The following is a 22,957-nucleotide window of genomic DNA, read 5'->3' on the forward strand; positions in this document are numbered from 1 at the left end:
AGATGTCGTCACTTACTTTGTTGCAGGCAGCTCTCAGGCTGGCCAACCAAACTGATGGTCTTCAGGTGCCGGGCCATATTGCTTGGCGTGCGCATAACGAGTCATTAAACAGAACGCTGAAGGATCGCAAGGACACGCTTTTCATTTGCTCTGCGTACCGAAATGAAGAGCTCGCCACCCAGTTAGGGCAGGGTCAGGGCAAAGCGTTCAGCCCGAACGTGCACGATGCCGACGCGACCTTGTTCGCGAACATTTATTGGGAAGGCTTCAATGCTGAGCCCGAGTTTGGCCGAATCGCGCAATCGCTCTATGAGCGACTGCAACGTCATGGTCGCTTGGTATTCCCGGCGATTCTGTCTGACGAGGAAGTCGTATCGCTCCGGGCCTTCACTGTTGAGGGGTTGGAGTGCAATAACGCGCTCACGGAGCCCGCTGTTGCTGAGCAACTCTGCGAGGCGGGTTTCCATGGAATCACCTACGAGCTCGCATCCGAAGTGCCTGTCTCCATTCAGGATGGCATTGAGTTCCGCCTGTTCACCGTGAGCGCGTTCAAGGGTAAGGCCGGCGTGTGCCTCGACCAGGGACATGCCGTTATCTACAAAGGCCCTTGGAAACATACCGTCGACGACGACGGCCATACCTACCAGCGCGGCATCCGTACAGCGGTGTGTGAGAAGACCTTCAATCTGCTGATGTCCGCGCCTTACCAAGGCCAATTCATCCCAGTGCGTTGCTATGTCGAACCAGCCTTGGACAAGAGCGGTTTCTTCGACTGCAACACGCCTTCAGTTCGAGATCCCAAGGTCACCAAAGGGCTTGTACCTATCGCAGGCTCTGCCGAGGAATCGTGCTGCGCTGATGGTACTTCGTGCTGCTAATCCGGAGATGTGAGTAATGACTTCTGCAATTGAGAACACAATCATCGCCGACTACACCGAGGCGTTGAGCAACGGCAACGTTGTCCTTGAATCGCAGCTGACTGAGAGCTGCTGCAGCGACGCTTATGGTGCCCAGTACCTGAAGAACATTCCAAAGCGAATCATCGAGGCCAACTTCGGTTGCGGTAACCCGACCAAGTATGTGCGCGCGGGTGATGTCGTCCTGGACTTGGGCTCAGGGGCAGGTCTGAATTGCTACGTCGCTGCCCAAATCGCCGGCAGTAACGGTGCTGTCTTTGGTATCGACATCAACCCAAGCATGTTGCAGATCGCTCGTGAAGAAGCGAAGGCGTTTCAGAAGGCAACGGATAGCGCACCTTTGCGTTTCTACCAGGCCTCCGCGAGCAACTTGAAAATCGATCAGGAGCTGGCCGAGGAGCGCCTGCGTACAGAGCCTTGTGCTGATTGGGCATCGTGGAAAAACTTCGAGCAGTTCATCAGCGATAGCTCCCAGTCCAAGCCTCTTATCGACAGCCAGTCTGTCGATCTGGTGATCTCGAACTGCGTGATCAATCTAGTTGGTGAGACCGAAAAGCAGAATGTTTTCGCCGAAATTTATCGGGTACTGAAACCAGGTGGCCGTTTTGCAATTTCTGACAACGTCTCAGATATCGCCATTCCTGAAGAATTGAAACGAGACACCAAGCTGTGGTCGGCCTGCTACTCAGGCGTGCTTCAGGAGCAGGAGTTCTACAAGCAGCTTCAGGAAGTCGGTCTCACTGGAATAAAGATTGAGGCCCGGAACGACGCCTCAACCAAGCGAATTGGCTCTGTCCGGTTCTACTCCGTCACTGTCACTGGTACCAAGCCTGAAGTTCAGAATGGGAAGTCCGTGACGGTGATCTACCGAGGGCCTGGGCTTGAACTAACCGGCGATAGCGGCAGGGTTTACAAGCGCGGTGTACCCACGGAAGTGGCCTCACAGGATGCCTACCTTTCCACAGACGATGCGCTGTATGTCGTGGAGGGAAGTCAGCCCGTTAAGCCCAAGTCCTGCTGCTCGTAACAGCGTCTGCGGCTACGAGCCAGCTCAGTAGCCGCTATCCCTAAAATCTCTCCTCATAGAGCCTATCCAATGAGTACTTCACGGAAGATCTTGGCTGAGTTTCTCGGTACAGCAGTTCTGCTGTGCACCGTAGTTGGTTCTGGAATCATGGGTCAGCGCCTGGCGAACGGTAACGATGCGCTAGCGCTTCTTGCCAATGCGCTGGCAACTGGCGCGAGCTTGTACGTACTGATCGTGTGCTTCTCCACTTTTTCCGGTGCGCACTTCAATCCGGTGGTCTCTGTAATCGATTATTTGCGCGGAGGATTGAGCAGTAAGCAGCTGGGCCCCTACGTGGCGGCTCAAACAACGGGTGCAATCTTCGGAGTATTCGCTGCGCATTTCATGTTCGAGCTGCCTGTGGTCGAGTTCTCCCATCATGTTCGCACCGGGCCGTCGCAGTGGTTCAGTGAGTACTTGGCAACCTCGGGATTGGTGCTGACAATTCTGCTGTGCGATAAATATCACAAAGCAAAAGTGCCTCAGGTGGTTGCCGCGTATGTTGTCGCAGCCTACTGGTTCACGTCCTCTACGAGCTTTGCGAATCCGGCGGTGACGATTGCTCGCGGGTTTACCGATACGTTCTCGGGGATACGGATATCAGACGTAGCGCCGTTCATCATTGCGCAGTTTTTCGGTGGGCTGACGGCGCTGTTCCTGGCGAAGGTTCTCGGTGGTAAAGAGGTCGTCGTGGATATCCCGCAGGCTGGTCTCCACGAGCAGAAGCTACCAATTCAGTGAACGGTGCTCTCTGCGGTTCGTGGATGCGGTGAGCCCGATTGAGGCAAAGTTCACGGTTCTATCACGAAATTCTGAAGGGCTTGGCCTAGGTGGTTCAGCCCTTCAAACGCGGTTCTTTAGGGGCAGCAAGGAAAGACATGAATTATAAAGTGAGGGTTGCTACACCCGCTGATGCCTCTGACATCCAGGCTATATATGCGCCGATGGTTTTGGACACGGTCATCTCGTTTGAGCTGACGCCACCGACTGTCGATGAGATGGCAGCACGAATAGCCGCAACACTGCCAACGTATCCCTATCTGGTAGCCGAGGTGGAAGGCAACGTCGTTGGATACGCTTATGCGAGCCAGCATCGTGCGAGAGAAGCATATCGTTGGTCGGTGGATGTCACCGTGTATGTCGACCCGTCAGTGCACCGAAAAGGGGTTGGTCGTGCCCTATATCAGCAGCTTCTACCAGTCCTAGAGAAACAGGGTTTTCATGCAGCCTATGCCGGCATCGCCTTACCCAACCCGGGAAGCATAGGTATTCATGAAACGCTCGGTTTCACTCACATTGGCACTTACCCTGAGGTTGGGTTCAAGCAAGGTCAATGGCATAGCGTGGGTTATTGGCGCAAACCTCTTTGTGCTGTGACGCCGCCAATAGAAATCATCCCGTTCAGTGAGATAAAGGGAGAGTAGAGAAACAAGGTGTGAGATGACCTGGCTACTATTCGTCGCCCTTGGTACCAGGCTGTTCGCTGGAAGCTATGCTTGAGGATGATTCATGTTCGAGTCGGTCTACCGACCGACCGGAAGGATGAATGAATTTGGCGGCGTTTACCTCGCTGCTTTAAACACCTACGGCGACTCGCACCTCTGCGACCGATGCTCAGCAATAATTGGTCGCAGCTTTCCGGGCAACAGTTTTTCTTGTGAGAAAAGGCCCCAGCCTAACGGCCTCCGGTTAGGGGGGCGTTAGGCTTGTGTTTTTTGAGAGGAAGAAATTTCTCACCATGGTGTCAAAATGTATTGTTGAAATTCTGGGTTGCTTTAGAGGATAGAGCTGCAAGGTGTCAGAATGTTCACCCAGTGGCTCATTCGGAAAAGCAGTCTAGCGCCAGCTTTTGTTAGGCCGCTGGTGTCACAATATTTTGTTCGGCACCAGCGCAAAAAATCGCAGCTTAGGCTGCGATTTTTGTATCTGACTCGAGAGGCACCATGGATCGCTTCCAGGAAATGCACATCTTCACCACCGTCGCCCAAGAGCAAGGCTTCTCCTCTGCCGCGCGGCGTCTTGGTTTGTCAGCGGCGAGCGTCACGCGGGCGGTGGCGGCGCTGGAGCAGCGCATCGGCACGCAGTTGTTGATCCGCACCACGCGCAGTGTGCATTTGAGCGAAGCCGGGCAGCGTTATCTGGAAGATTGTCGGCGGATTCTCGCTGAGGTGCAGGAGGCCGAGGATTCGGCGGCGGGCAGTCATGCCGAGCCGCGTGGGCAACTGACGGTGACGGCGCCGGTGTTGTTCGGTGATTTGTTTGTGACGCCGCTGATGGCGCGTTATCTCGCGCAGTATCCGGATGTCACGATCAACGCGGTGTTGGTCGATCGGATCGTCAACATGGTCGAGGAGGGCCTTGATGTGGCGGTGCGCATCGGTGATCTGCCGGACAGCAGTCAGCATGCGATTCGCGTGGGTGAGGTGCGTCGGGTCATTTGCGGCTCGCCCGACTACTTCGCCAAGTATGGCCGACCGGCTCATCCCCACGCGTTGGCGGGGGCGCCAGTGGTGGCGACTTCAGCGATTGGTCAGCAACGCAGTTGGCCGTTTCTCGACGCGGGCGAACCGCTTAGCGTGCGCCCTGAGCCGCGTCTGATCGTGACTGCCAATCAGGCAGCGATTACCGCAGCCTGCATGGGGCTGGGTTTGACTCGGGTTCTGTCTTACCAAGTCGCCAGCAAAATCGCGACTGGCGAGCTGGAAATCGTCCTTGCTGAATTTGAACTGCCGCCCTTGCCGATACACGTGGTGTATCAGGGCGGGCGCAAGGCGCCAGCGCGGATTCGCAGTTTTGTCGATTTTACCGCCAAGGCTTTACGTGAGCACCCAGCGCTTAAAGATGCTGCGTTATTGCATGAGATGAAATAATCGATTGCAGTTGCTGGTGATTCTGTTGTTTTCGCGATCAGCGCAAGATGACCTCCATCGGCGCGCTCATCCCCGCAGCGGCGCCCCTGTTCAGCGGAGTCGACCATGCAAGCGATCAAACTCTACAACTTTCCACGTTCCGGCCACGCCCACCGTGTCGAGCTGATGTTGTCCCTGCTGCAATTGCCGACCGAGCTGATCTTCGTCGATCTGGCCAAAGGTGAGCATAAGCAGCCGGCGTATCTGGCGATCAACAGTTTTGGCCAGGTGCCGGCCATTGATGACGACGGTGTGGTGCTCGCCGATTCCAACGCGATTCTGGTGTATCTGGCGCAGAAATACGGCCATGGTCGTTGGCTGCCAACCGATCCGGTCGGCGCCGCGCGGGTACAGCGCTGGTTGTCGGCTGCCGCCGGGCCGATTGCTTTCGGCCCCGCCGCTGCGCGATTGGTCACGGTGTTTGGTGCCCAGCTGAATGCAGAAGAAGCGATTACCCGGGCGCACAACCTGCTCAAGGTGATGGACATCGAGTTGGGCAAAACGCTGTATCTGGCCGGCGACGAACCAAGCATTGCCGACGTTTCGGCCTACAGTTACATCGCCCACGCGCCGGAAGGCAACGTGTCGCTGGACGACTACGGCAACGTCCGCGCCTGGCTGGCCCGGGTTGAAGCATTGCCCGGCTTCGTCGGCATGCCGCGCACTGTTGCGGGTCTGCAAACCACCGCCTGATTTTCGCAATCCACACTGTGCCGACGGTGCAGGGGAGAGGTCGTGATGGAACGTTCACCGTGGCACGCTGGCGAACAGCAATTGCAGGCCCATGTCGGCGTTGCCGAACGCATGGAAGCCTTCGGACGTAAGGTGATTCGCACCTGGATGCCGGATCAGCACCGTGAGTTCTATCAGCAATTGCCTTTCATGCTGTACGGCGCAGTTGATGCAGATGGGCGGCCGTGGGCCAGTGTGCTCGAAGGCGCGCCGGGGTTTGCCCATTCGCCGGATCCCGAGCATCTGCATTTCGCCAGCCAGGTCGCTGCCGATGATCCGGCGCAACTGCGCAATGGCGAACCGATCGGTTTGCTCGGCATCGAGTTGCACACCCGCCGGCGCAATCGCCTGAACGGTCATGTCGGCAATCTGAGCGCTGATGGTTTTGACGTGAGCGTGGATCAGGCCTTCGGCAACTGCCCGCAATACATCCAACTGCGCCAGTTTCAGCGGGTCCCGCTGACGGATCCGCAGACGCGTCCGGCTGAGCATCTGAACGGTCTCGATGATGCGGCCATTGCGCTGATCGCCGGTGCCGATACGTTTTTTGTCGCCAGTTATGTGGATGTCGACGGCCAGCGTGCGGTGGATGTTTCCCACCGGGGTGGCCAGGCCGCTTTCGTACGGGTGGAAGGCAATCGTCTGACCATCCCCGATTTCGCCGGCAATCTGCACTTCAACACCCTCGGCAATTTGTTGCTGAACCCTAAGGCCGGCTTGCTGTTCATCGACTTTTCCACAGGCGATCTGCTGCAACTCAGCGGGCGTACCGAGATTCTTCTCGAAGACCCGCAGATCGAAGCATTTCAAGGTGCGGAACGGCTGTGGACATTTGAGGTGGAAAAACTGGTGCGGCGCCCGGCAGCCCTGGCGTTGCGCTGGCGCTTCGACGGCATGTCGCCGACCAGTCTGTTGACCGGCAATTGGGCCGAGGCGGATGCGCGTTTGCAAGCGCAGGCGCTGGGCAATCAATGGCGGCCGCTGCGGGTGGCGAAGATCGAAGCTGAAAGTCGTCATATCCGCTCGATCTATCTGGAGCCAACTGATGGCGCCGGGTTGCCGGTGTTTCTCGCGGGTCAGCATTTGCCGCTGCGTTTCACGATTGATGGCGAGGTGCATATTCGTACTTACAGCCTTTCGAGTGCGCCGTCGGATGGTTTCTACCGCATTAGCGTCAAACGCGAAGGTCTGATTTCATCGCATCTGCATGAGCAGATTCGCGTTGGCGACTTACTTGAAGCGCGGGCACCGCAAGGGCATTTCACCGTGGCGCCGCTGGAACAGCGACCATTGGTGCTGCTGGCTGCCGGTGTCGGCATCACGCCATTGCTGTCGATGCTGCGCGAGGTGGTTTACCAAGGCTTACGCACGCGGGGGATTCGTCCGACGCTGTTGTTGCAGAGTTCGCGCAGTCTGGCGGATCAGCCGTTTCGCAAGGAGCTGGATCGATTGCTCGAAACCGCAGGCGATTCTGTACGAGTCCTGCGTTTGCTCAGCCAGCCGGAAGCCGATCTGCAAGAGGGCGCGGATTTCGATGTGCGTGGGCGGATCGACGGCGCGGTGCTGAGGAACCTGCTGGATGCCGAGGATTTTGATCAGCTCGACTTTGTGCTCTGCGGCCCCGGTGGTTTTACCCAAGGGCTTTACGACACTTTGCGCGAACTGGATGTGCGCGATGCGCAGATTCATGCGGAAACCTTTGGCCCGTCGACCCTGAAACGTCAGGCCGATCCGGACGCGATCGTGATCGAGCAACCGCCTGCGGCAACCACTTCGGTGCCAGTGGTGTTCGAGCGCTCGGCCAAGGAAGCACGCTGGCAACCCGATGGCGGCAGTTTGCTGGAGCTGGCGGAAAGTCGCGGATTGCGCCCCGAGTTCAGTTGCCGCGGTGGTTCGTGCGGTACCTGCAAGACCCGGCTGGTCAGTGGTGCGGTGAATTATCCACAGGTGCCGGCGGATATTCCGGAAGCGGGGCATGTGCTGATTTGCTGCGCGGTTCCGGCGCAAAGCAATCAGCCACTGGTCTTAGACCTGTAACCCGAGCCCGTGTAGGAGCTGCCGAAGGCTGCGCTTACAGGGGATCGGTGTTCAACCCACGCTCAGGCGTAGGACAGGGATTTCTCTTCCAGCAATTCCTGATACAGCTCCGTCCACTTGCGGCCCATGTCATCGGCTGTGAATAACTGCCGGTAACGTGCTTCGGCTTTCACCCCCATGGCAGCGGCGCGGACCGGGTCTTCCCAGAGCGTGCGCATCGCCTCGCGAAATGCCTGTGGATGACTGGGCGGGACCACCAGCCCGGTTTCGTTGTGAATATTGATGTAGCTGGTGCCGGTGCCAATCTCGCTGGAAATCATCGGTTTGCCGTACATCGCACCTTCCAGCAGAGAAATGCCGAACGCTTCCGAGCGCAGGTGCGACGGGAAAACAATCGCGTAGCTCAGTTGCAGCAGTGCGACTTTGTCTTCGTCACCCAGGCGCCCGAGGAAATGAATGTTACGCAGGCCCAGCGCCTGCGCCTGTGCGTGCAGCTCCAGTTCCAATGGCCCGGCGCCGACAATGACCACGGGATAGTCCACGTCTTTCAGGGCCTCCAGCAAAATGTGCAGGCCTTTGTAGTAACGCATCACGCCGACAAACAAGAAAAACTTATCCCCAAGCTGCTGGCGCCAGCGATTTATCCGTTCGGCATCGGGCTGTGGATAACCGGCCTTGTTCAAACCGTAGGGAATCACTCGGGTCTTGTCCTGGAATTGCTGCAACACGTCGCTGGTGTGCAGGTAGTTCGGCGAAGCGGCAACGATACGGTCGGCGCTGGCGAGGAAGCGGTTCATCAGCGGGCGATAGAGTTTGAGAAGGTGTTTCTGGCGAATGATGTCCGAGTGGTAGGTCACCACACTCGGTTTATTCGTCGCGCTAGCGAAATGCACCAGGTCCATGAACGGCCACGGGAAGTGGTAGTTGATCACATCCGCCTCGGCCGCCAGTTCGCGAAACTGTTTGAACACGCTCCAGGAAAAACCGGTGGAGGCGAACTGGATGTCGAGTTTGGCGCGGTGCACTTCGTGCTGACCGAGTTGCACCATGGGGGGATTCGGGTCGGCGCTGAGTGTCAGCACCTGGCCGTCGATACCGTGCTGAGCGCCGCTCTCGCAGAGCTGGAAGATCACTTGCTCAATGCCGCCGACCGAGTCAGGCAGGTACGTCTTGAAAAAATGAAGAACTCGCATTCAACCTCCCATGGCCTGACGGTAGGCACCGGCCGTGGCCTGTGCACAACGCTCCCAGGAAAAAAGCCGTGACTGCTGCAACCCGGCTTCTTGGCATGCCTGCCAATGCGCTTGATCGTCGATCAGTCGGCTCAGCGCATCGCGCAGGCCTTCTGCATCGTCAGCTTCAATATAGTTGCCCGCCGCACCCGCGACTTCCGGCATCGCCGAAGAACGCGTGAGCAGCACCGGCGTGCCGCTGGCCATGGCCTCCAGTACCGGCAGACCAAAACCTTCATACAGCGACGGAAAAATCAGCGCCCGCGCGCCGGCCAGCAATTGCGCGACCTGTTCATCGGGCAAATAACCGAGCAGGCACACATGCCCGCTGGCCAGCGCCTGACGCAGGGGTTCGCTGAACTGTTCGCGCTCCCAGCCGGCCATGCCGACGATCAACAGTGGAAAGCGCTGGCGCACCGCCTCCGGCAGTAGGGCATGGGCGCGTAGGGCCAAGCCAAGGTTCTTGCGCGGCTCCAGCGTGCCCACGCAAAGAAAATATTCCCGCGCCGCCACCGCATGAGCCTTGAGCACCGCGTCAATGGCGCACGCTTCGCGCGGATGAAAGCGCTTGGCGACCCCCAGTGGTGCCACCACAAAACGCTCGGCAGGCAGGCCGAAATACGCTTGAGCTTCGTCGGCAATGGCTTGCGAGTCGGTGAGAATTACTTGGGCTTGCTGCACACCCACGGCCAATCGACGTTCGATTTCCTTGAGTCGCGCCGCAGGCTGGGTCTCAGGGAAATGCAGGTGCGTCAGGTCATGCAGGGTGATCACGGTCGGGCCGTCGAAGGCCAGTGGCCACAGGCTTGGTTCGTGATAGAGGTCGATGCCTTGCGCGCGGCCCTGATCGAAGCGTTTCTGCTCCAGCCAGCGGCGCGCCTGATAGGCCCAGGGGATCTGCCGCAGCAGCGGTGTCAGGCGCGAGTAACCGGGCATGGCCGCTTCCGGCAGTGCCGAGCTCCAGCCCCAGCCGTGGAACAGCGTCACGTCAATGTCGGGCTCACTGCGCAAGGCGTTGACCAGTTCGGCAACGTAATGGCCGATGCCGGTGCGCGGTGCCTGGAGAATGCGCGCGTTAAGAGCAATGCGCATGCTGACTCTCGGGGGCAGGCATCGCTGCATTCAAGTTGCGTTCAATACGTTCGACCAATTGGGCGCTCGCTTCACGCCAGCTCAACCAGCGCCATTGTTCGAGGCTCAGCGTTGCCGGAAACTCGCCGGAGCGCTCCATGCCGGTCACCAGATCAGTCAGACTCTGTGGATTCGTCAGGTCGAAATACGCCATGTAGTCGCCGCCGATCTCGCGAAACACCGGGATGTCGCTGGCCATTGCCGGTAACTGGCGTTGCATGGCTTCCACCAGTGGCAAGCCGAAACCTTCGACATGGGACGGAAACACCAGCGCCGTGGCGTGAGAGTAGGCGTGCTCGAGACTTTTGTCCGAGAGCGAGTTGTACATGAACAAGCGCCGGTTCAGCTCGGGATGCTGGCGGATTCGTTCGATCAGTGCATCGCACTTCCAGCCGATCTTGCCGACGATGCATAACCGCGCTTTCGATCCTGTTGCCCAGGCGAGTTCAAACGCCTCGAGCAGGTACGCGTGGTTTTTGCGCGGCTCGATGGTGCTGACCATGAGAAACACCGGGTCCTTGGTCTGGAACATGTCCAGCAGGCCACGGTCGACCTTGGCATCGGCCTCACTCAAGTCCAGTTCGGAGCCGAGGTGGAAATAATCAAACCAGCGCTGCCCGACCTGTTGCGTGCCGATCCGGCGCAGCATTTCCTCGCGCACCTGATCGCGGATCGTGGTCGAGATCGCGACATAACCATCAGCGGTGCGCGCGATCCAGTCGAACCAGTCGTTGAACACTTTGACCAGTCCGGCATCGCAAAACTGCGGGTGGGTCAGGGGGATCAGGTCATAAATCACCGAAATGATGCCCACGCCCTCACGCTTGAGTTGCTCGGCGAGGGGGAAAAAGTTGGCGTGCCAGGACGAGTCGAGCAGCACCAATTGATCGCCCCCCCGGTGGACCAGCGGGATGCAGCGCTCGGGAATCTGTTGGCCCTTGAGGACGCGCTCTAGCAGGCGCATGGGCAAGCTGAAACAGGCGAATGCCGTGAGTCGGCAGCCGACGTACAGCACCCGACGGGTGAAATGCGACTGGTTGAACGGCCAGCGTCGCTCCACCGCTCGGTGACGTAGCCAGAAGGCGTTGGCCCACTGTTCCAGTTTCACCCGCAGACCCATCAGGTCGAGCTTCGGGGACTTCAGCGGCGCCAGACTTTTAACTTCATACAAACCGCCATCGATCATCACCACCGGGATGCATTCGAGGGTGTCATCGGCCGTCGGCAATTGCTGAATGACGTTGCGTACAACACGTTGAATGCCCGAGTTGGCGGAGGGATGTTCGAAAACGTAAGTGCACTCCACCAGCAATCGTGTCATCGCAAGATCTCCGTATCAGGCGTTTTTAAAAGGTTTTCACTGGAACGGGTGATTTCGGTCCGGGCTTGTAACCAGGAGCAGCCGACAAAGTCTTCCTGGCGATTGTTGATCACGTGGAAGATCAAACCATAGTCGCGCCACTCGAAGTTGCGATCCAGGTGCGAATCCAGACGTGACAGGCTCAACGCCACGGAGTAGTTACCCTTGCCCAGACGCATGTCGAAAGCGAAGCGAAAGGTCACGCGTTCGCCGGCACTCAGCTCGGTAATGGCTTTGTCGAGGCGATGGGTGTTGATGCCATAAATGGCCTGGCCCAGACGATCCTTGATCATGAAGCCGAGAATCAGCCGCTCGATGTCTTCACGAATTTCGGTCTGCACTTCCAGCACCACAGGCTGACCGACCTCCGCGACTTCAAGGCTGCGTCCTTGCTCATCGAGCAGGCGCACGCTGAGAATCGCTGCTTCACCGGTGCCGGAAATGGTCTGTACCTGGCCATTGGCGAGCATCTCCTGGCGCACCGTCTGGCCTTCGCGCTGGGCCAGCATGGCGTTGTAGTAGTCCATGACTTCTTCGGGTTTGCCACGCATGGCCAGACGTCCGTTCTCCAGGAGAATCGCGGTGTCGCAGATCGATTGAATGGCCGAGCGGTCATGGGACACGATCAGCAGGGTCGTACCGGCTTTGCGGAAGCTGCGGATGCGCTCGAAACTTTTATGCTGGAAATACGCATCACCGACCGACAGCGCTTCGTCGACGATCAGGATGTCCGGACGCCGCGCGGTCGCGACACTGAACGCCAGGCGCATCTGCATGCCGCTGGAATAGGTACGCACCGGATGATCGATGGCATCGCCGATTTCGGCAAAGCTTTCGATTTGCGGCATCAACGCTTCGATCTCTTCGACCTGCATGCCCAGCAACTGACCGGCCATGACAGCGTTCTGCCGACCGGTAAAGTCCGGGTGAAAACCCATGCCCAATTCCAGCAACGCGGCCACGCGGCCTTGCAGATGGATCTGTCCACAGGTCGGTTGGGTGGTGCCGGTGATCATTTTCAGCAGGGTACTTTTGCCCGCGCCGTTGACGCCGACGATGCCAACCGCTTCACCGGGTTTGATCTCGAAATCGACGTCTTGCAAGACCCAGTGCAGGTGATGGCGGTTCGGCGAGAACGGCACCAGCCATTCCAGCAAGCGACTCCAGCGATTCGGATATTGTTTATAGGCTTTGGCCAGGCCAGTAACGCGTATGTGTCCCATCAGAGTTCGTCCACCATTTCACCGACTCGTTGACGGAACAGGCGCAACGCCATGGTGCAGAGCAGCAGACCGATGATCAGCAGCGGTGTCAGTGACGACCACTGCGGCCATTGGTTGTAAAGGAACACGTTCTGGTAGCTGGTCATCAGCGCCGTCATCGGGTTCAGGCTGATGACGTGCTGGATGCCTGACGGCAGGATCGAAAGCGGGTAAACGATGGGCGTCAGCCAGAACCAGAACTGCAGGCAGATGCCGAACATCTGCCCGACATCGCGAAAGAACACATTGAGAATCCCGAGCAGCATCCCCAGCCCCGCGGCAAAGATCACTTGCACGATCAACAGCGGTATTAGCGCCAGCAGGGCCATGCCGGGCAGGCGGCCGCTGATCAGCAGAAAGCCGAAGAACAGCCCGAGAATGATCGCAAAATTGATACCGGCGTTGAGCAGGGTAATCACCGGCAGGCAAATGCGCGGGAAGCTGATTTTCTTCAGCAGGTTGGCGTTTTCCAGAAACATGCTCTGGCTGCGCGTGGTGATTTCCGCGAACAGACCCCACGTCAGCAGGCCGGCGCAGAGATAGACGCTGTAGGCCAAGCCATCGTCCACGCCCGGCAGACGGGCGCGCATGATCTGGGAAAAGATCACCGTGTACACAACAATCATCGACAACGGGTTGAGTACAGTCCACAGCGCGCCGAACAACGAGTTGCGATAACGTGATTGAAACTCCCGCTTGACGCTACCGAGGATGAATCCGCGATAACTGCGCATTGAGCGGTAAAGGGAAAGCAGCATTCAAACCGTCCTGCCGTATTGGTCTTCGAAGCGGACGATGTCGTCCTCTCCCAGGTATTCGCCGCTTTGTACTTCGATGATCACCAGATCGATCACCCCGGGGTTTTCCAGGCGATGGCGGTGGCCGGCAGCGATGAACGTCGATTCGTTTTTCGCCACCAGGTGGGTACCGGTACCATTGTTGGTGACCTTGGCCATGCCTTCGACGACCACCCAGTGTTCGTTACGGTGATGGTGCATTTGCAGAGACAGCTTGCCGCCGGGCTTGACCACAATGCGCTTGATCTTGAAGCGCGGGCCCTCCTCGAGCACGGTGTAGGTGCCCCATGGCCGACTCACCGTGCGGTGCAGGCGGTAGGCTTCGTGGGATTTGTCCTTGAGCTGCTTGGCCACTCGTCGCACGTCCTGCGCACGATCAGCGTGAGCGACCAGTACGGCGTCGGCGGTGTCGATGACGATCAGGTTGTCCACGCCGACGGCAGCCACCAGCCGACCTTCGCTTTGAACGAAGTTATTGTGGCTGTCGATGAAAATCGCTTCGCCGCTGGCACGATTGTTATCGGCATCGGCCGGTACCAGAGCCGCGACGGCGCCCCAGGAACCGATATCGCTCCAGTCGAACCCGGCGGGTACCACGACGACTTTTTCCGAGCGCTCCATCAACGCGTAGTCGATGGAGATGTCGGTGATCTCGGCGAACAGCGCTGGCGACAGTTCCTGTTGCAGGCAGCCGACAGTTTCCAGCGGGGCGCTAGCCGCCATGCAGGCACGGGTCTGTTCCAGCAACTGCGGCGCATGCAGTTGCAACTCGGCCAGCACACTTGCGGTGGTGAAGCAGAACATCCCTGAGTTCCACAGGAAGTTGCCGCTTTCCAGATAATGCGTGGCGGTTTGCAGGTCGGGTTTCTCGACGAAACGCTGCACTTTCGCAGCGCCTCTGGCGTCGAGTGGCGCGCCAGTCTCGATGTAGCCGAAGCCGGTTTCCGGGGCGGTCGGCGTCACACCGAAGGTCACCAGATAACCGTCCTTCGCCAGATTGACCGCGTGTTCGACGGCACTTTTCAGCGCGTCCTGATTGACGATCAAATGGTCGGCCGGCATCACCACCATGATCGCGTCGTCACCGTGCAGCGCTTGCAGCGACAACGCGGCAGCAGCGATGGCCGGGGCAGTGTTGCGGCCGGTCGGCTCCAGCAGGAAATGCCCGCGATGACGCGAGACATGGGCGGCGCAATAGTGATCCTTGCTCTGGAAGTAGTACTCGCGGTTAGTCACCGTGACAATGTCGCCCCAACCGTCCAGCAACGCGGCGGCACGCTGGTAGGTCTTGCCCAGCAGCGACTGGCCGTCGGGCAGGGTCATGAACGGCTTGGGATGGCCCTCGCGGGACACCGGCCACAAACGAGTGCCGGCACCGCCGGACAGAATCACGGGAATCAGCATGGCCTACTCCTTGGCGACGCGTTTCATGTCCGCATCCATCATCATGCGGATCAAGGTATCCAGGTCGGTTTTCGGCTTCCAGCCCAGCACACGCTGAGCCTTGGCTGGATTGCCGAGCAGCACTTCAACTTCGGCCGGGCGGAAAAACGCCGGGTCGATCTTCACGTAGTCGCGGTAGTTGAGGCCGACGTGATCGAAGGCGATGCGGCACATTTCACGCACCGTGGTGGTGACGCCAGTGGCGACAACAAAATCGTCGGGTTTGTCCTGTTGCAGCATCAGCCACATGGCTTCGACGTAGTCACCGGCAAAGCCCCAATCGCGCTTGGCGTCGATGTTGCCCAGGGCCAGTTCGTGCTGTTTGCCCTGTTTGATGCGCGCCGCGGCATCGGTGACTTTGCGCGTCACGAATTCGATGCCGCGCAGCGGTGATTCGTGGTTGAAGAGGATGCCGCTGCTGGCGTGCAGGTTGAAACTTTCGCGGTAGTTGACGGTGATCCAGTGGCCATACAGTTTGGCCACGCCGTACGGGCTGCGGGGGTAGAACGGCGTGTTTTCATCCTGCTGTTCAGCCTGGATCAGACCGAACATTTCGCTGGTCGATGCCTGATAAAACCGGGTATGCGGGCTGAACTGGCGGATCGCTTCGAGCAGGTGGGTAACGCCCAGACCATCGACGATGCCAGTCGTCACCGGTTGATTCCACGACGCGGCGACAAAGCTCTGCGCGGCGAGGTTATAGACCTCGTCCGGCGCCGATTGAATGACTGCACGCTGTACCGAACAGGCATCGGCCATGTCCCCGTCCAGATAGACGATGTCGGCTTCGACCCCCATCTCGCGCAGACGCCAGCGCGAATCGCTGCTGCGCCGTGCCACGAGGCCGTAAACCTTGTAGCCCTTGCCGAGCAACAATTTGGCCAGATATGCGCCGTCCTGGCCGGTGATGCCTGTGATCAATGCACTTTTTGTCATTCTTGTCGTACTCGCGTCTCCCAGTCGGACAGGATCGCCCGCAGGGATTGTTGTGTTGTGATTTCAGGCGTCCATCCTGTGGTCTGGGTCAGCCGGTTATGGCTGCCACAAACGCGACGCTGATCGGCACGCCGCATGCGCGCAGGGTCTTGAACCAGTTGCATGTCGACTTCGGCGAGATCGCCGAGCTGCTCGATCAGGCTGCGAATGCTTTGCTCGCGGCCCGAGCAGATGTTGTAGACCTGTCCTGACGTGCCTTTTTCCAGCAGCGCGAAGTAGGCCGATATCACATCGCCGACATCGAGGAAATCTCGCGTCACATCGATGTCGCCAACCTCCAGTTGCGGCGCTTGAAGGCCCTGTTTGATGCGACTTATCTGGCGGGCGGCACTGGCGATGACAAAGCTTTCTTTCTGGCCGCTGCCGATGTGGTTGAACGGACGCGCTACCAACACCGGCCAGCCTTCACTCAGGCCCCATTGCAGGCTGAGAAACTCCGCCGAGAGTTTGCTCACCGCGTAAGGATTGCGCGGGCAGGGCGACTGTTGCTCGCTGATCGGCAGATCGCTCTCGTCGACTTGACCGTAGACATCGCCGGAGCTGACGTAGAGGAAGGTGCCGGCAAAGCCCCGCGCCTTGAGCGCCTGCAGCAGATTGAGGGTGCCGAAAAGATTGATGTCGAAGGTACGCGCCGGATCACGGAACGCTTCCGGGACGAAGGTCTGCCCGGCCAGATGAATTACCGCGTCGGGCATCTGCGGCCACAGATCACGGAGGCTGTCAGCATTCGTGAGGTCGTAGGGCGAGGCGGCAGGCAGCAGCTCCCACGGCGAATCAGGCAATGCCAGACGCGATTGAATATGTTGTCCCACGAATCCACTGAGACCCGTGACGAACAGACGCTTTTTCAAACAGCGACCCCTTGGTCTTGAACTTGCGCCACTTTCTCACAGGCTTTAAGGAGAGGTCTGTCAGACCGGAGGAAAAACCGGGTGAGAGACGGGCGAAGTCAGTTGTTGTAGTTGTTTGTTATCAATCTGTGCCAATTGCGCAGCAATTTCAACAGGCCAAACCGTGACCGGTCAGTTCTCGTCAGCTTAGTCCGATTTATTCTCGTCGGGCGGTTCCCGGATCCTTGATGGATGTGTTTAGAATGGCCCTCGTCGCCATTCCCCCAGGTCCACCGTGGGCGTGGCGCAACCAGGGTGAAACTGACCACTAAAACAAGAACGAAGACGTGCCTGAAGATGATGGACTAGCTGCGTTATTGCGGCTTGATCCAACGCCGGGTCGTCATAGCATGAGGTTGCCGGGACGGCTGCTTCATCGTGGGATGCCATGAATTTCATTCTTTACTCGGACGTCAACGACCGCTCCATCAGCCAGAGTCTCGGGCGTCCCGAATACAGCTACTACTTCGTGCTCAAGGCTTATCGCCCGGTGCTGGAAAGCCTTGGTCGCGTGCATGTGGTCACGTCGACTGACGACGTCGATCCGCTGTATCTGCAATTGCGCCAGGCCGATCAGGAATGCCTGTTTCTTTCGTTTGCACCGCCACATAAAACCCCGATCGGCCTGCAGTGCCCGATGGTCTGCGTGATTGCCTGGGAATATGACTCGATCCCCACCGAATACGCTGGCGACGATGTGCGCCAGGACTGGCGCCAGACACTGGCCCGCCATGGCCGGGTGATTACGTTGTCCACCCACACCGCGCAGGCCATCCGTCGCAGTCTGGGTGAAGATTTCCCCGTGCTGGTATTGCCCACGCCACTGTGGGAGCGTTTCGCTCAGGTGCGGCGAGATTGTCCAAGTGTCCCGGTAAACCCCGGCACCACGCTGCAGATTAAGGGCTGCATCATCGACAGCCGTGCTCTGGGGCTGTCGGCCGATGGCTTGATCGCACCGATACTCCGCGAGCCGGAACTGCAAACACCGCAAGTGATCGAGCCCGTGCCGGAGCCGATCGCGGAACCTCCTCCGGCACTGACCCTGCGCCGGCGTGCTTTCATAACCAAGCATTACCTGATCGCGGGCTACAGAGCTGTCACGGTGGCCTCCGAACATCGACCGCTGTTTCTGCTCAAGCACAACCTGTTGCAGTGGTATCGCGAAGCCGTCAGTGATTTGCTGCCGGGCTCGGTCCGCGAGGAACACCGCGAGTTGCCTGATCCCATTGTCGAGGCAATAACGCCGGCTCCAGCCGTGAGTGAAATGCCGGTGTTGGCTGAGCACCCGCAAGCTTCGCTCCCCGACACCAGTCAGCACGTACAGATCGACGTCAGCGGCGTGGTTTACGTCAGCGTGTTCAACCCCGAGGACGGGCGCAAGAACTGGCATCACCTGATCACTGCGTTCTGCTGGGCTATGCGTGATGTCGACGACGCGACGCTGGTGCTGAAAATCACCCAAAACGATCTGTCGAGCTATTACGTTCATCTCATTACGTTGCTCTCGCAGCTGTCGCCATTCGCCTGTCGCGTGGTGGTCATGCATGGCTATCTGGAAGAGGAGGAATTTGCCCGGCTGTATGGCGCTGCGAGTTTCTACGTCAATGCGTCGCGCTGCGAAGGGTTGTGCCTGCCGTTGATGGAGTTCATGTCGTGTGCCCGCCCGGTGATTGCACCGAACCACACCGCGATGGGTGACTACATCGACGAACGCGTTGCTTTCATCGTCAAGTCCAGCCGCGAACCGACCATCTGGCCGGAGGATCCGCGCATTCTCTATCGCACGCTGCGCCATCGTCCCGACTGGGGATCGTTGAAAACCGCCTACGAGGACAGCTACGCCATGGCCAAGAACCATCCAGAGGCTTACCTGGCGATGGCCGCTGCCGCTGCTGAGCGGATGCGTGAATACTGCGGTTTTACGCCCGTGCAGCAGCGCGCGGAGGCGTTTTTCGGTCTGAGGGCCAATAGCGAAATGACTTCGTTGGCGGTCGAGACCGGAGCGGCCTCATGCTGATCATCATTCATTCGGAAACCAACAAGAGCAATATCCAGCAGAACCTCGGCCGGCCGGAGTACAGCTATTACTTCGTGCTCAAGGAGTTTCGCCCCGTTCTCGAACGAATCGGTCAGGTGATTGAAGTCAGCAACCCTGACGAGTTAGTGGATCGTTTGTATTTCGACTGCTTGAGCCGGGGCGAGGATTGCGTCTTCCTGTCGTTCTCGCCGCCGCATCGCACGCCCATCCATTACGCATGCCCGACCATCCCGGTGTTCGCCTGGGAATTCAGCACCATCCCGACTGAAAGCTGGCAGGGCGAATCCCGTCACGATTGGCGTGTGGTGTTGCAGGCGTGTGGCCGGGCGATTACGCATTCGACATTCACGGTGAACGCGGTGCGCGACGTGATGGGGGCGGACTATCCGATCTGCGCGATCCCGGCTCCGGTGTGGGATCGCTTTGCCGCTCGCGGCGAGCAATTGGCCAAGCGTCCGGTGGTTGACCTTGTGACGCTGAACCTGCGTGGATTGCTGATCGACAGTCGTCGCACGGACTTGCGGCCGTATGGCCCACCGCGATTGCGCGAAGGCACGCCGATGTCCTTCGCAGGACCGCCAGAGGATTGCCAATTGCAGCTCGAAGGCGTGGTCTACACCTCGGTGTTCAACCCTTACGACGGCCGCAAGAATTGGCAGGATATGGTCAGCGCGTTCTGCACGACGTTTCGCGACATCAGCGATGTGACCCTGGTGCTCAAACTGACCCACCATGACATCGCCGATGCGCTGACCGACATGCTGCATCACTTGTACAAGAACCAGTCGTATCAGTGCCGGATCGTGCTGATCCATGGCTATCTGGCGGATGCCGATTACGAAGCACTGGTGCAGGCCACCAGCTACGTGGTCAACAGTTCTTACGGTGAAGGACAGTGCCTGCCGTTGATGGAGTTCATGTCCTGCGGCAAACCGGCGATTGCGCCGTTGAACACCGCGATGGCCGATTATGTGAGCAGCGATAATGCATTTATCGTCGACTTCACCGAAGAGCTCACCGCCTGGCCGCATGACCCGCGTGCGGCCTATCGCACGATGCGTTACATCACCGACTGGGATTCGCTGTGTCTGGCGTATCGCGCCAGTTATGACGTGGCAAAAACCGATGAGCAGCGTTACGCCGGGATGTCCGCCGAGGCGATTCGCAGCCTGCAGCGATTCTGTAGCCAGGCCAGCACCGAGCAGAGATTGCGCGATTTTTTTGCGCAGCCACTGCAAGCCCGCGGAACGTTGCCTGCGCCAGTTACGGTCGCATGATCCGTCGTCTGCTCGCACGATGGCGTCCGGCGCGTGCCGCGCAACTGCTGTCGGCACCGTTGGCCAAGGTGTCGCCTCGCGACGTCGGTTTACATGACGCCGTGCTCGACGGTTGGTTCTTGAATGACAGCGGCGAGTTGCTCAAGGGCTTTGCGATCAGCGCTGACGATACGTTGCTGGATGTCGGTTGTGGCGAAGGCGTGGCGACACTGTTTGCCGTGCGTCAGGGCGCTTCGGTGATTTTTACCGACAGCGAACACGCCAAGGTGCGTGAGCTCGCACGGCAGGTCGAAGCACAAAGCGACAAAGCCCATCTTGGGCTGGTCAGCAATAGCCTGCCGTTACCACTGGCTGACGGCTGCGCCAGTAAAGTGGTGTGCATGGAGGTGCTGGAGCACATCGATCAGCCCCAACCGTTCATGGCCGAACTGGTGCGCATGGGGCGCCCAGGTGCACAGTATCTGTTCAGCGTGCCGGCACCGGTGGGCGAACACTTGCAAAAAGGCATCGCCCCGGACAGTTACTATCAGTCTCCCAATCATGTGCAGATTTTCACCCCGGAGCGCTTCGCTGCGCTGGTAGAAGAGGCTGGCCTGGTGATCGAACATCGCCAGGCCAGCGGATTCTTCTGGGTGATGGGCATGATTTTTTTCTGGGCCGGCGAACGGGCTGCAGGGCGTGATCCGGGCGGTGCGGTGCGTGACCGGATTCAGGAGCCCTTCATGCCGTTGATGGAGAACTGGGCCAAGACCTGGCAGGACCTGCTCGCTCAGCCGGGCGGGCTGGCGATCAAGCAGACGCTTGACCGCTTCATGCCCAAGAGCCAGGTGATCATCGCCCGCAAGCCATCGGGTGTGGGGGAGGCACCATGAGCAGCAAGCGGATCATGGACATTGAAGTGCTGCGCGCAATTGCCGTATTGGGCGTGTTGTTCCATCACTTGCAGGGCAGTCTGTTTACCGATGTCGTGCCGTCGCTGGAAAAGATTCATGCCTGGGCGCAGCCGTGGTGGGGCGTTGATCTGTTTTTCGCCATCTCCGGTTTTGTTATTGCCCGAAGCCTGATCCCGGCGCTGCAAGGCTGTACAACCCGCCAGGAGTATTGGCAGCAGACGCGCAATTTCTGGCTTCGCCGGGTTTTCCGGTTACTGCCGTCGGCCTGGTTATGGCTGGCGCTGATGTTGCTGGCGTGCGTGTTTCTCAATCGTTCGGGGGCGTTCGGTACGTTGTCGGCCAACCTGCAAGCAACGTTGGCCGGGGTGTTGCAGTACGCCAACTTCCGGTTTGCCGACAGCTTCTTTCGCTACGAGTACGGCAGCAGTTTCGTCTACTGGAGCCTGTCGCTGGAGGAGCAGTTCTACCTGCTGTTCCCGCTGCTGATTCTGCTCTGTCGCAAACATCTGGTCTGGGCGTTGCTGGCGCTGGTCGCGGTGCAGATTTTCACCCTGCGCACGCCGTTGTTGATGGTGGTGCGTACTGATGCGCTGGCCCTCGGTGTATTGCTGGCAATGTGGAGTGCGCAGCCAAGTTATCAACGTTGGCGGCCGAATTTTCTCGCTCGGCCATGGGTCGGAATTTCGGCATTGATGCTGATCGGCGCGCTGTTGAGTTTCATGGCCACCGATCGCTTCACGTTCGCCTGGTACCGTATCGGTTCAATTGCCGTACTGAGCGCAATACTGGTGTGGATCGCATCGTACAACCGCAATTACCTGATGCCCGCTGGCGCGATGCAGCGGCTGCTGGGGTGGATCGGTAGCCGGTCCTATGGCATCTACCTGATTCACATACCCGCTTATCAATTGGTGCGTGAACTGATCTTTCGCTTGCAGAGCGCCGGTCTGCCCAGCCCTGCCGGCCACCCGGTGCTGACGCTGCTGATCGCTTTCGGCCTGATCGTGTTGCTCAGCGAACTCAATTACCGCTGGGTCGAAATGCCCATGCGCAACCGTGGTGCCGCGCTCGTGCGCCGCCTCGGTACGTCCCGATCCACCGTCCCGTCCTCTGGAGCCACCTCATGCTGAGCCTACTGAAGAAACTCACGGCGGCGACGCCGGCACCGGTCCCCGCGCAGGCAGTGGAGACGGTCGCCAGCAAGGTCGATCCGTACATGCTCGGCTTGTACGATGCCAAGCTCAGTGGCTGGTTCAACCAGGAAACCAACGAGCTGTTCAAAGGTTTCGTGGTGTCTGCCGAGGACACGCTGCTTGATGTCGGCTGCGGTGATGGCGGCAACGTGCATTTTTGCGGCATGCGCGGGGCGAAGATCATCATCGCCGACATCGACGGGGCCAAGGTCGAAGCGACTCGTCAGCGCCTGAGCGATACGCCGGCACGGGACATCGAATGTCACGTCACCGATTGCAATCCGTTGCCGATCGCCGACGGCACTGCAACGCGCGTGGTCTCCACCGAAGTCATCGAGCATGTCGACGATCCGGCGCAGTTCCTCGCCGAACTGGTGCGTGTCGGCAAACCGGGCGCCTTGTACCTGCTGAGCGTGCCGCACCCGAGTTCTGAAGACCTGCAAAAAGACATCGCCGCGCCCCAGTACTTCCAGAAGCCCAATCACATTCGCATCATCAGCGAAGAGCAGTTCAAGGCACTGGTCAGCGAGGCCGGGCTGGAGATCGTCAGCCATAGCCAGTACGGCTTTTACTGGTCGATGTGGATGCTGTTGTTCTGGGAAGCCAAGGTCGATTTCAGCAACCCGGATCATCCGCTGCTCAATCACTGGGCCGAGACCTGGCAAGCCGTGCTGGACTCGCCGCGTGGTGCGCAGATCAAACAGGCGCTGGACGCGGTGGTTGCGAAAAGCCAAGTCATCATTGCCCGCAAACCCGCCGCACCCGTGTAGGAGCTGCGGCACGC

At 59.0% G+C, this 22,957-nt stretch carries 20 protein-coding genes; 12 read left to right on the plus strand and 8 right to left on the minus strand.

Translation table 11 applies throughout. The features are described from left to right. Positions 1-2: 2 nt before the first annotated feature. The 7 genes from ACM6JQ_RS19220 (at position 3) to ACM6JQ_RS19250 (ending at position 7,661) form a co-directional block, all read left to right on the plus strand. Entirely contained in the window at positions 3-878 is an 876-nt protein-coding gene (locus ACM6JQ_RS19220) for a methyltransferase type 11 (RefSeq protein WP_095113142.1), read from the plus strand. A 16-nt stretch (positions 879-894) separates the two neighbouring features. Further along, positions 895-1,944 carry an arsinothricin biosynthesis methyltransferase ArsM gene (arsM, locus tag ACM6JQ_RS19225; RefSeq protein WP_095113143.1) on the plus strand — a complete coding sequence of 350 codons (1,050 nt, stop codon included), beginning with the start codon at positions 895-897 and terminating at the stop codon, positions 1,942-1,944. Positions 1,945-2,013: 69 nt separating this feature from the next. Further along, positions 2,014-2,724, plus strand: coding sequence for an aquaporin (locus tag ACM6JQ_RS19230; protein ID WP_414894504.1), 711 nt, complete (start codon positions 2,014-2,016; stop codon positions 2,722-2,724). 137 nt (positions 2,725-2,861) lie between these two features. Beyond that, positions 2,862-3,407 (plus strand): arsinothricin resistance N-acetyltransferase ArsN1 family B, encoded by a 546-nt coding sequence (locus tag ACM6JQ_RS19235; RefSeq protein ID WP_095113145.1) that lies wholly within the window; start codon positions 2,862-2,864, stop codon positions 3,405-3,407. A 519-nt stretch (positions 3,408-3,926) separates the two neighbouring features. Continuing rightward, positions 3,927-4,853 carry a LysR family transcriptional regulator gene (locus ACM6JQ_RS19240; RefSeq protein WP_123376040.1) on the plus strand — a complete coding sequence of 309 codons (927 nt, stop codon included), beginning with the start codon at positions 3,927-3,929 and terminating at the stop codon, positions 4,851-4,853. Between the two features lie 105 nt (positions 4,854-4,958). Then, positions 4,959-5,585 (plus strand): glutathione S-transferase family protein, encoded by a 627-nt coding sequence (locus ACM6JQ_RS19245; RefSeq protein ID WP_095113147.1) that lies wholly within the window; start codon positions 4,959-4,961, stop codon positions 5,583-5,585. A 45-nt stretch (positions 5,586-5,630) separates the two neighbouring features. Then, positions 5,631-7,661 (plus strand): pyridoxamine 5'-phosphate oxidase family protein, encoded by a 2,031-nt coding sequence (locus tag ACM6JQ_RS19250; protein ID WP_414894505.1) that lies wholly within the window; start codon positions 5,631-5,633, stop codon positions 7,659-7,661. 62 nt (positions 7,662-7,723) lie between these two features. Here ACM6JQ_RS19250 and ACM6JQ_RS19255 read toward each other — a convergent pair whose 3' ends face one another. Genes ACM6JQ_RS19255 through ACM6JQ_RS19290 form a run of 8 tightly spaced genes read right to left on the minus strand, consistent with a single transcriptional unit; the run spans position 7,724 to position 16,733 of the window. Next, the gene (locus ACM6JQ_RS19255; protein ID WP_095113149.1) at positions 7,724-8,854 is read right to left on the minus strand and encodes a glycosyltransferase family 4 protein; all 1,131 of its coding nucleotides are present in this window, start codon (positions 8,852-8,854) and stop codon (positions 7,724-7,726) included. After that, on the minus strand, positions 8,855-9,985 hold the full coding sequence (locus tag ACM6JQ_RS19260; protein ID WP_414894506.1) for a glycosyltransferase family 4 protein: 1,131 nt from the start codon (positions 9,983-9,985) through the stop codon (positions 8,855-8,857). Beyond that, entirely contained in the window at positions 9,969-11,345 is a 1,377-nt protein-coding gene (locus ACM6JQ_RS19265; RefSeq protein ID WP_414894507.1) for a glycosyltransferase family 4 protein, read from the minus strand. The genes ACM6JQ_RS19260 and ACM6JQ_RS19265 overlap by 17 nt, the downstream gene beginning before the upstream one ends. Further along, positions 11,342-12,607, minus strand: a complete 1,266-nt coding sequence (locus tag ACM6JQ_RS19270; RefSeq protein WP_007911975.1) for an ABC transporter ATP-binding protein — start codon at positions 12,605-12,607, stop codon at positions 11,342-11,344. Before ACM6JQ_RS19270 ends, ACM6JQ_RS19265 begins: the two co-directional genes overlap by 4 nt. Further along, entirely contained in the window at positions 12,607-13,404 is a 798-nt protein-coding gene (locus ACM6JQ_RS19275; RefSeq protein WP_007911978.1) for an ABC transporter permease, read from the minus strand. The genes ACM6JQ_RS19270 and ACM6JQ_RS19275 overlap by 1 nt, the downstream gene beginning before the upstream one ends. Next, positions 13,405-14,847, minus strand: a complete 1,443-nt coding sequence (locus ACM6JQ_RS19280) for a mannose-1-phosphate guanylyltransferase/mannose-6-phosphate isomerase (RefSeq protein ID WP_007911980.1) — start codon at positions 14,845-14,847, stop codon at positions 13,405-13,407. It abuts the gene before it with no gap. A gap of 3 nt (positions 14,848-14,850) precedes the next feature. Further along, positions 14,851-15,822: a GDP-mannose 4,6-dehydratase gene (gene gmd / locus ACM6JQ_RS19285; protein WP_095113151.1), complete on the minus strand. Its 972-nt coding sequence runs from the start codon at positions 15,820-15,822 to the stop codon at positions 14,851-14,853. Next, a complete protein-coding gene (locus tag ACM6JQ_RS19290; protein ID WP_414894508.1) occupies positions 15,819-16,733 on the minus strand; it encodes a GDP-mannose 4,6-dehydratase in 915 nt (304 codons plus the stop codon). The genes gmd and ACM6JQ_RS19290 overlap by 4 nt, the downstream gene beginning before the upstream one ends. 427 nt (positions 16,734-17,160) lie before the next feature. Between ACM6JQ_RS19290 and ACM6JQ_RS19295 the strand changes: the two genes are divergently transcribed. The 5 genes from ACM6JQ_RS19295 to ACM6JQ_RS19315 are packed head-to-tail and all read left to right on the plus strand — an operon-like array spanning position 17,161 to position 22,943. Beyond that, entirely contained in the window at positions 17,161-18,789 is a 1,629-nt protein-coding gene (locus tag ACM6JQ_RS19295) for a glycosyltransferase (RefSeq protein ID WP_123376045.1), read from the plus strand. After that, complete coding sequence (locus ACM6JQ_RS19300) at positions 18,783-20,087, plus strand: glycosyltransferase (RefSeq protein WP_007912004.1); 1,305 nt, start codon at positions 18,783-18,785, stop codon at positions 20,085-20,087. The genes ACM6JQ_RS19295 and ACM6JQ_RS19300 overlap by 7 nt, the downstream gene beginning before the upstream one ends. After that, positions 20,084-20,959 carry a class I SAM-dependent methyltransferase gene (locus ACM6JQ_RS19305; protein WP_414894509.1) on the plus strand — a complete coding sequence of 292 codons (876 nt, stop codon included), beginning with the start codon at positions 20,084-20,086 and terminating at the stop codon, positions 20,957-20,959. Before ACM6JQ_RS19300 ends, ACM6JQ_RS19305 begins: the two co-directional genes overlap by 4 nt. Further along, a complete protein-coding gene (locus tag ACM6JQ_RS19310; RefSeq protein ID WP_414894510.1) occupies positions 20,956-22,110 on the plus strand; it encodes an acyltransferase family protein in 1,155 nt (384 codons plus the stop codon). Before ACM6JQ_RS19305 ends, ACM6JQ_RS19310 begins: the two co-directional genes overlap by 4 nt. Next, positions 22,104-22,943, plus strand: coding sequence for a class I SAM-dependent methyltransferase (locus ACM6JQ_RS19315; protein ID WP_414894511.1), 840 nt, complete (start codon positions 22,104-22,106; stop codon positions 22,941-22,943). Before ACM6JQ_RS19310 ends, ACM6JQ_RS19315 begins: the two co-directional genes overlap by 7 nt. Positions 22,944-22,957 lie beyond the last annotated feature (14 nt).

Source organism: Pseudomonas sp. IT-232MI5, from assembly GCF_949767845.1.
In the GTDB taxonomy this organism is placed as follows: domain Bacteria; phylum Pseudomonadota; class Gammaproteobacteria; order Pseudomonadales; family Pseudomonadaceae; genus Aquipseudomonas.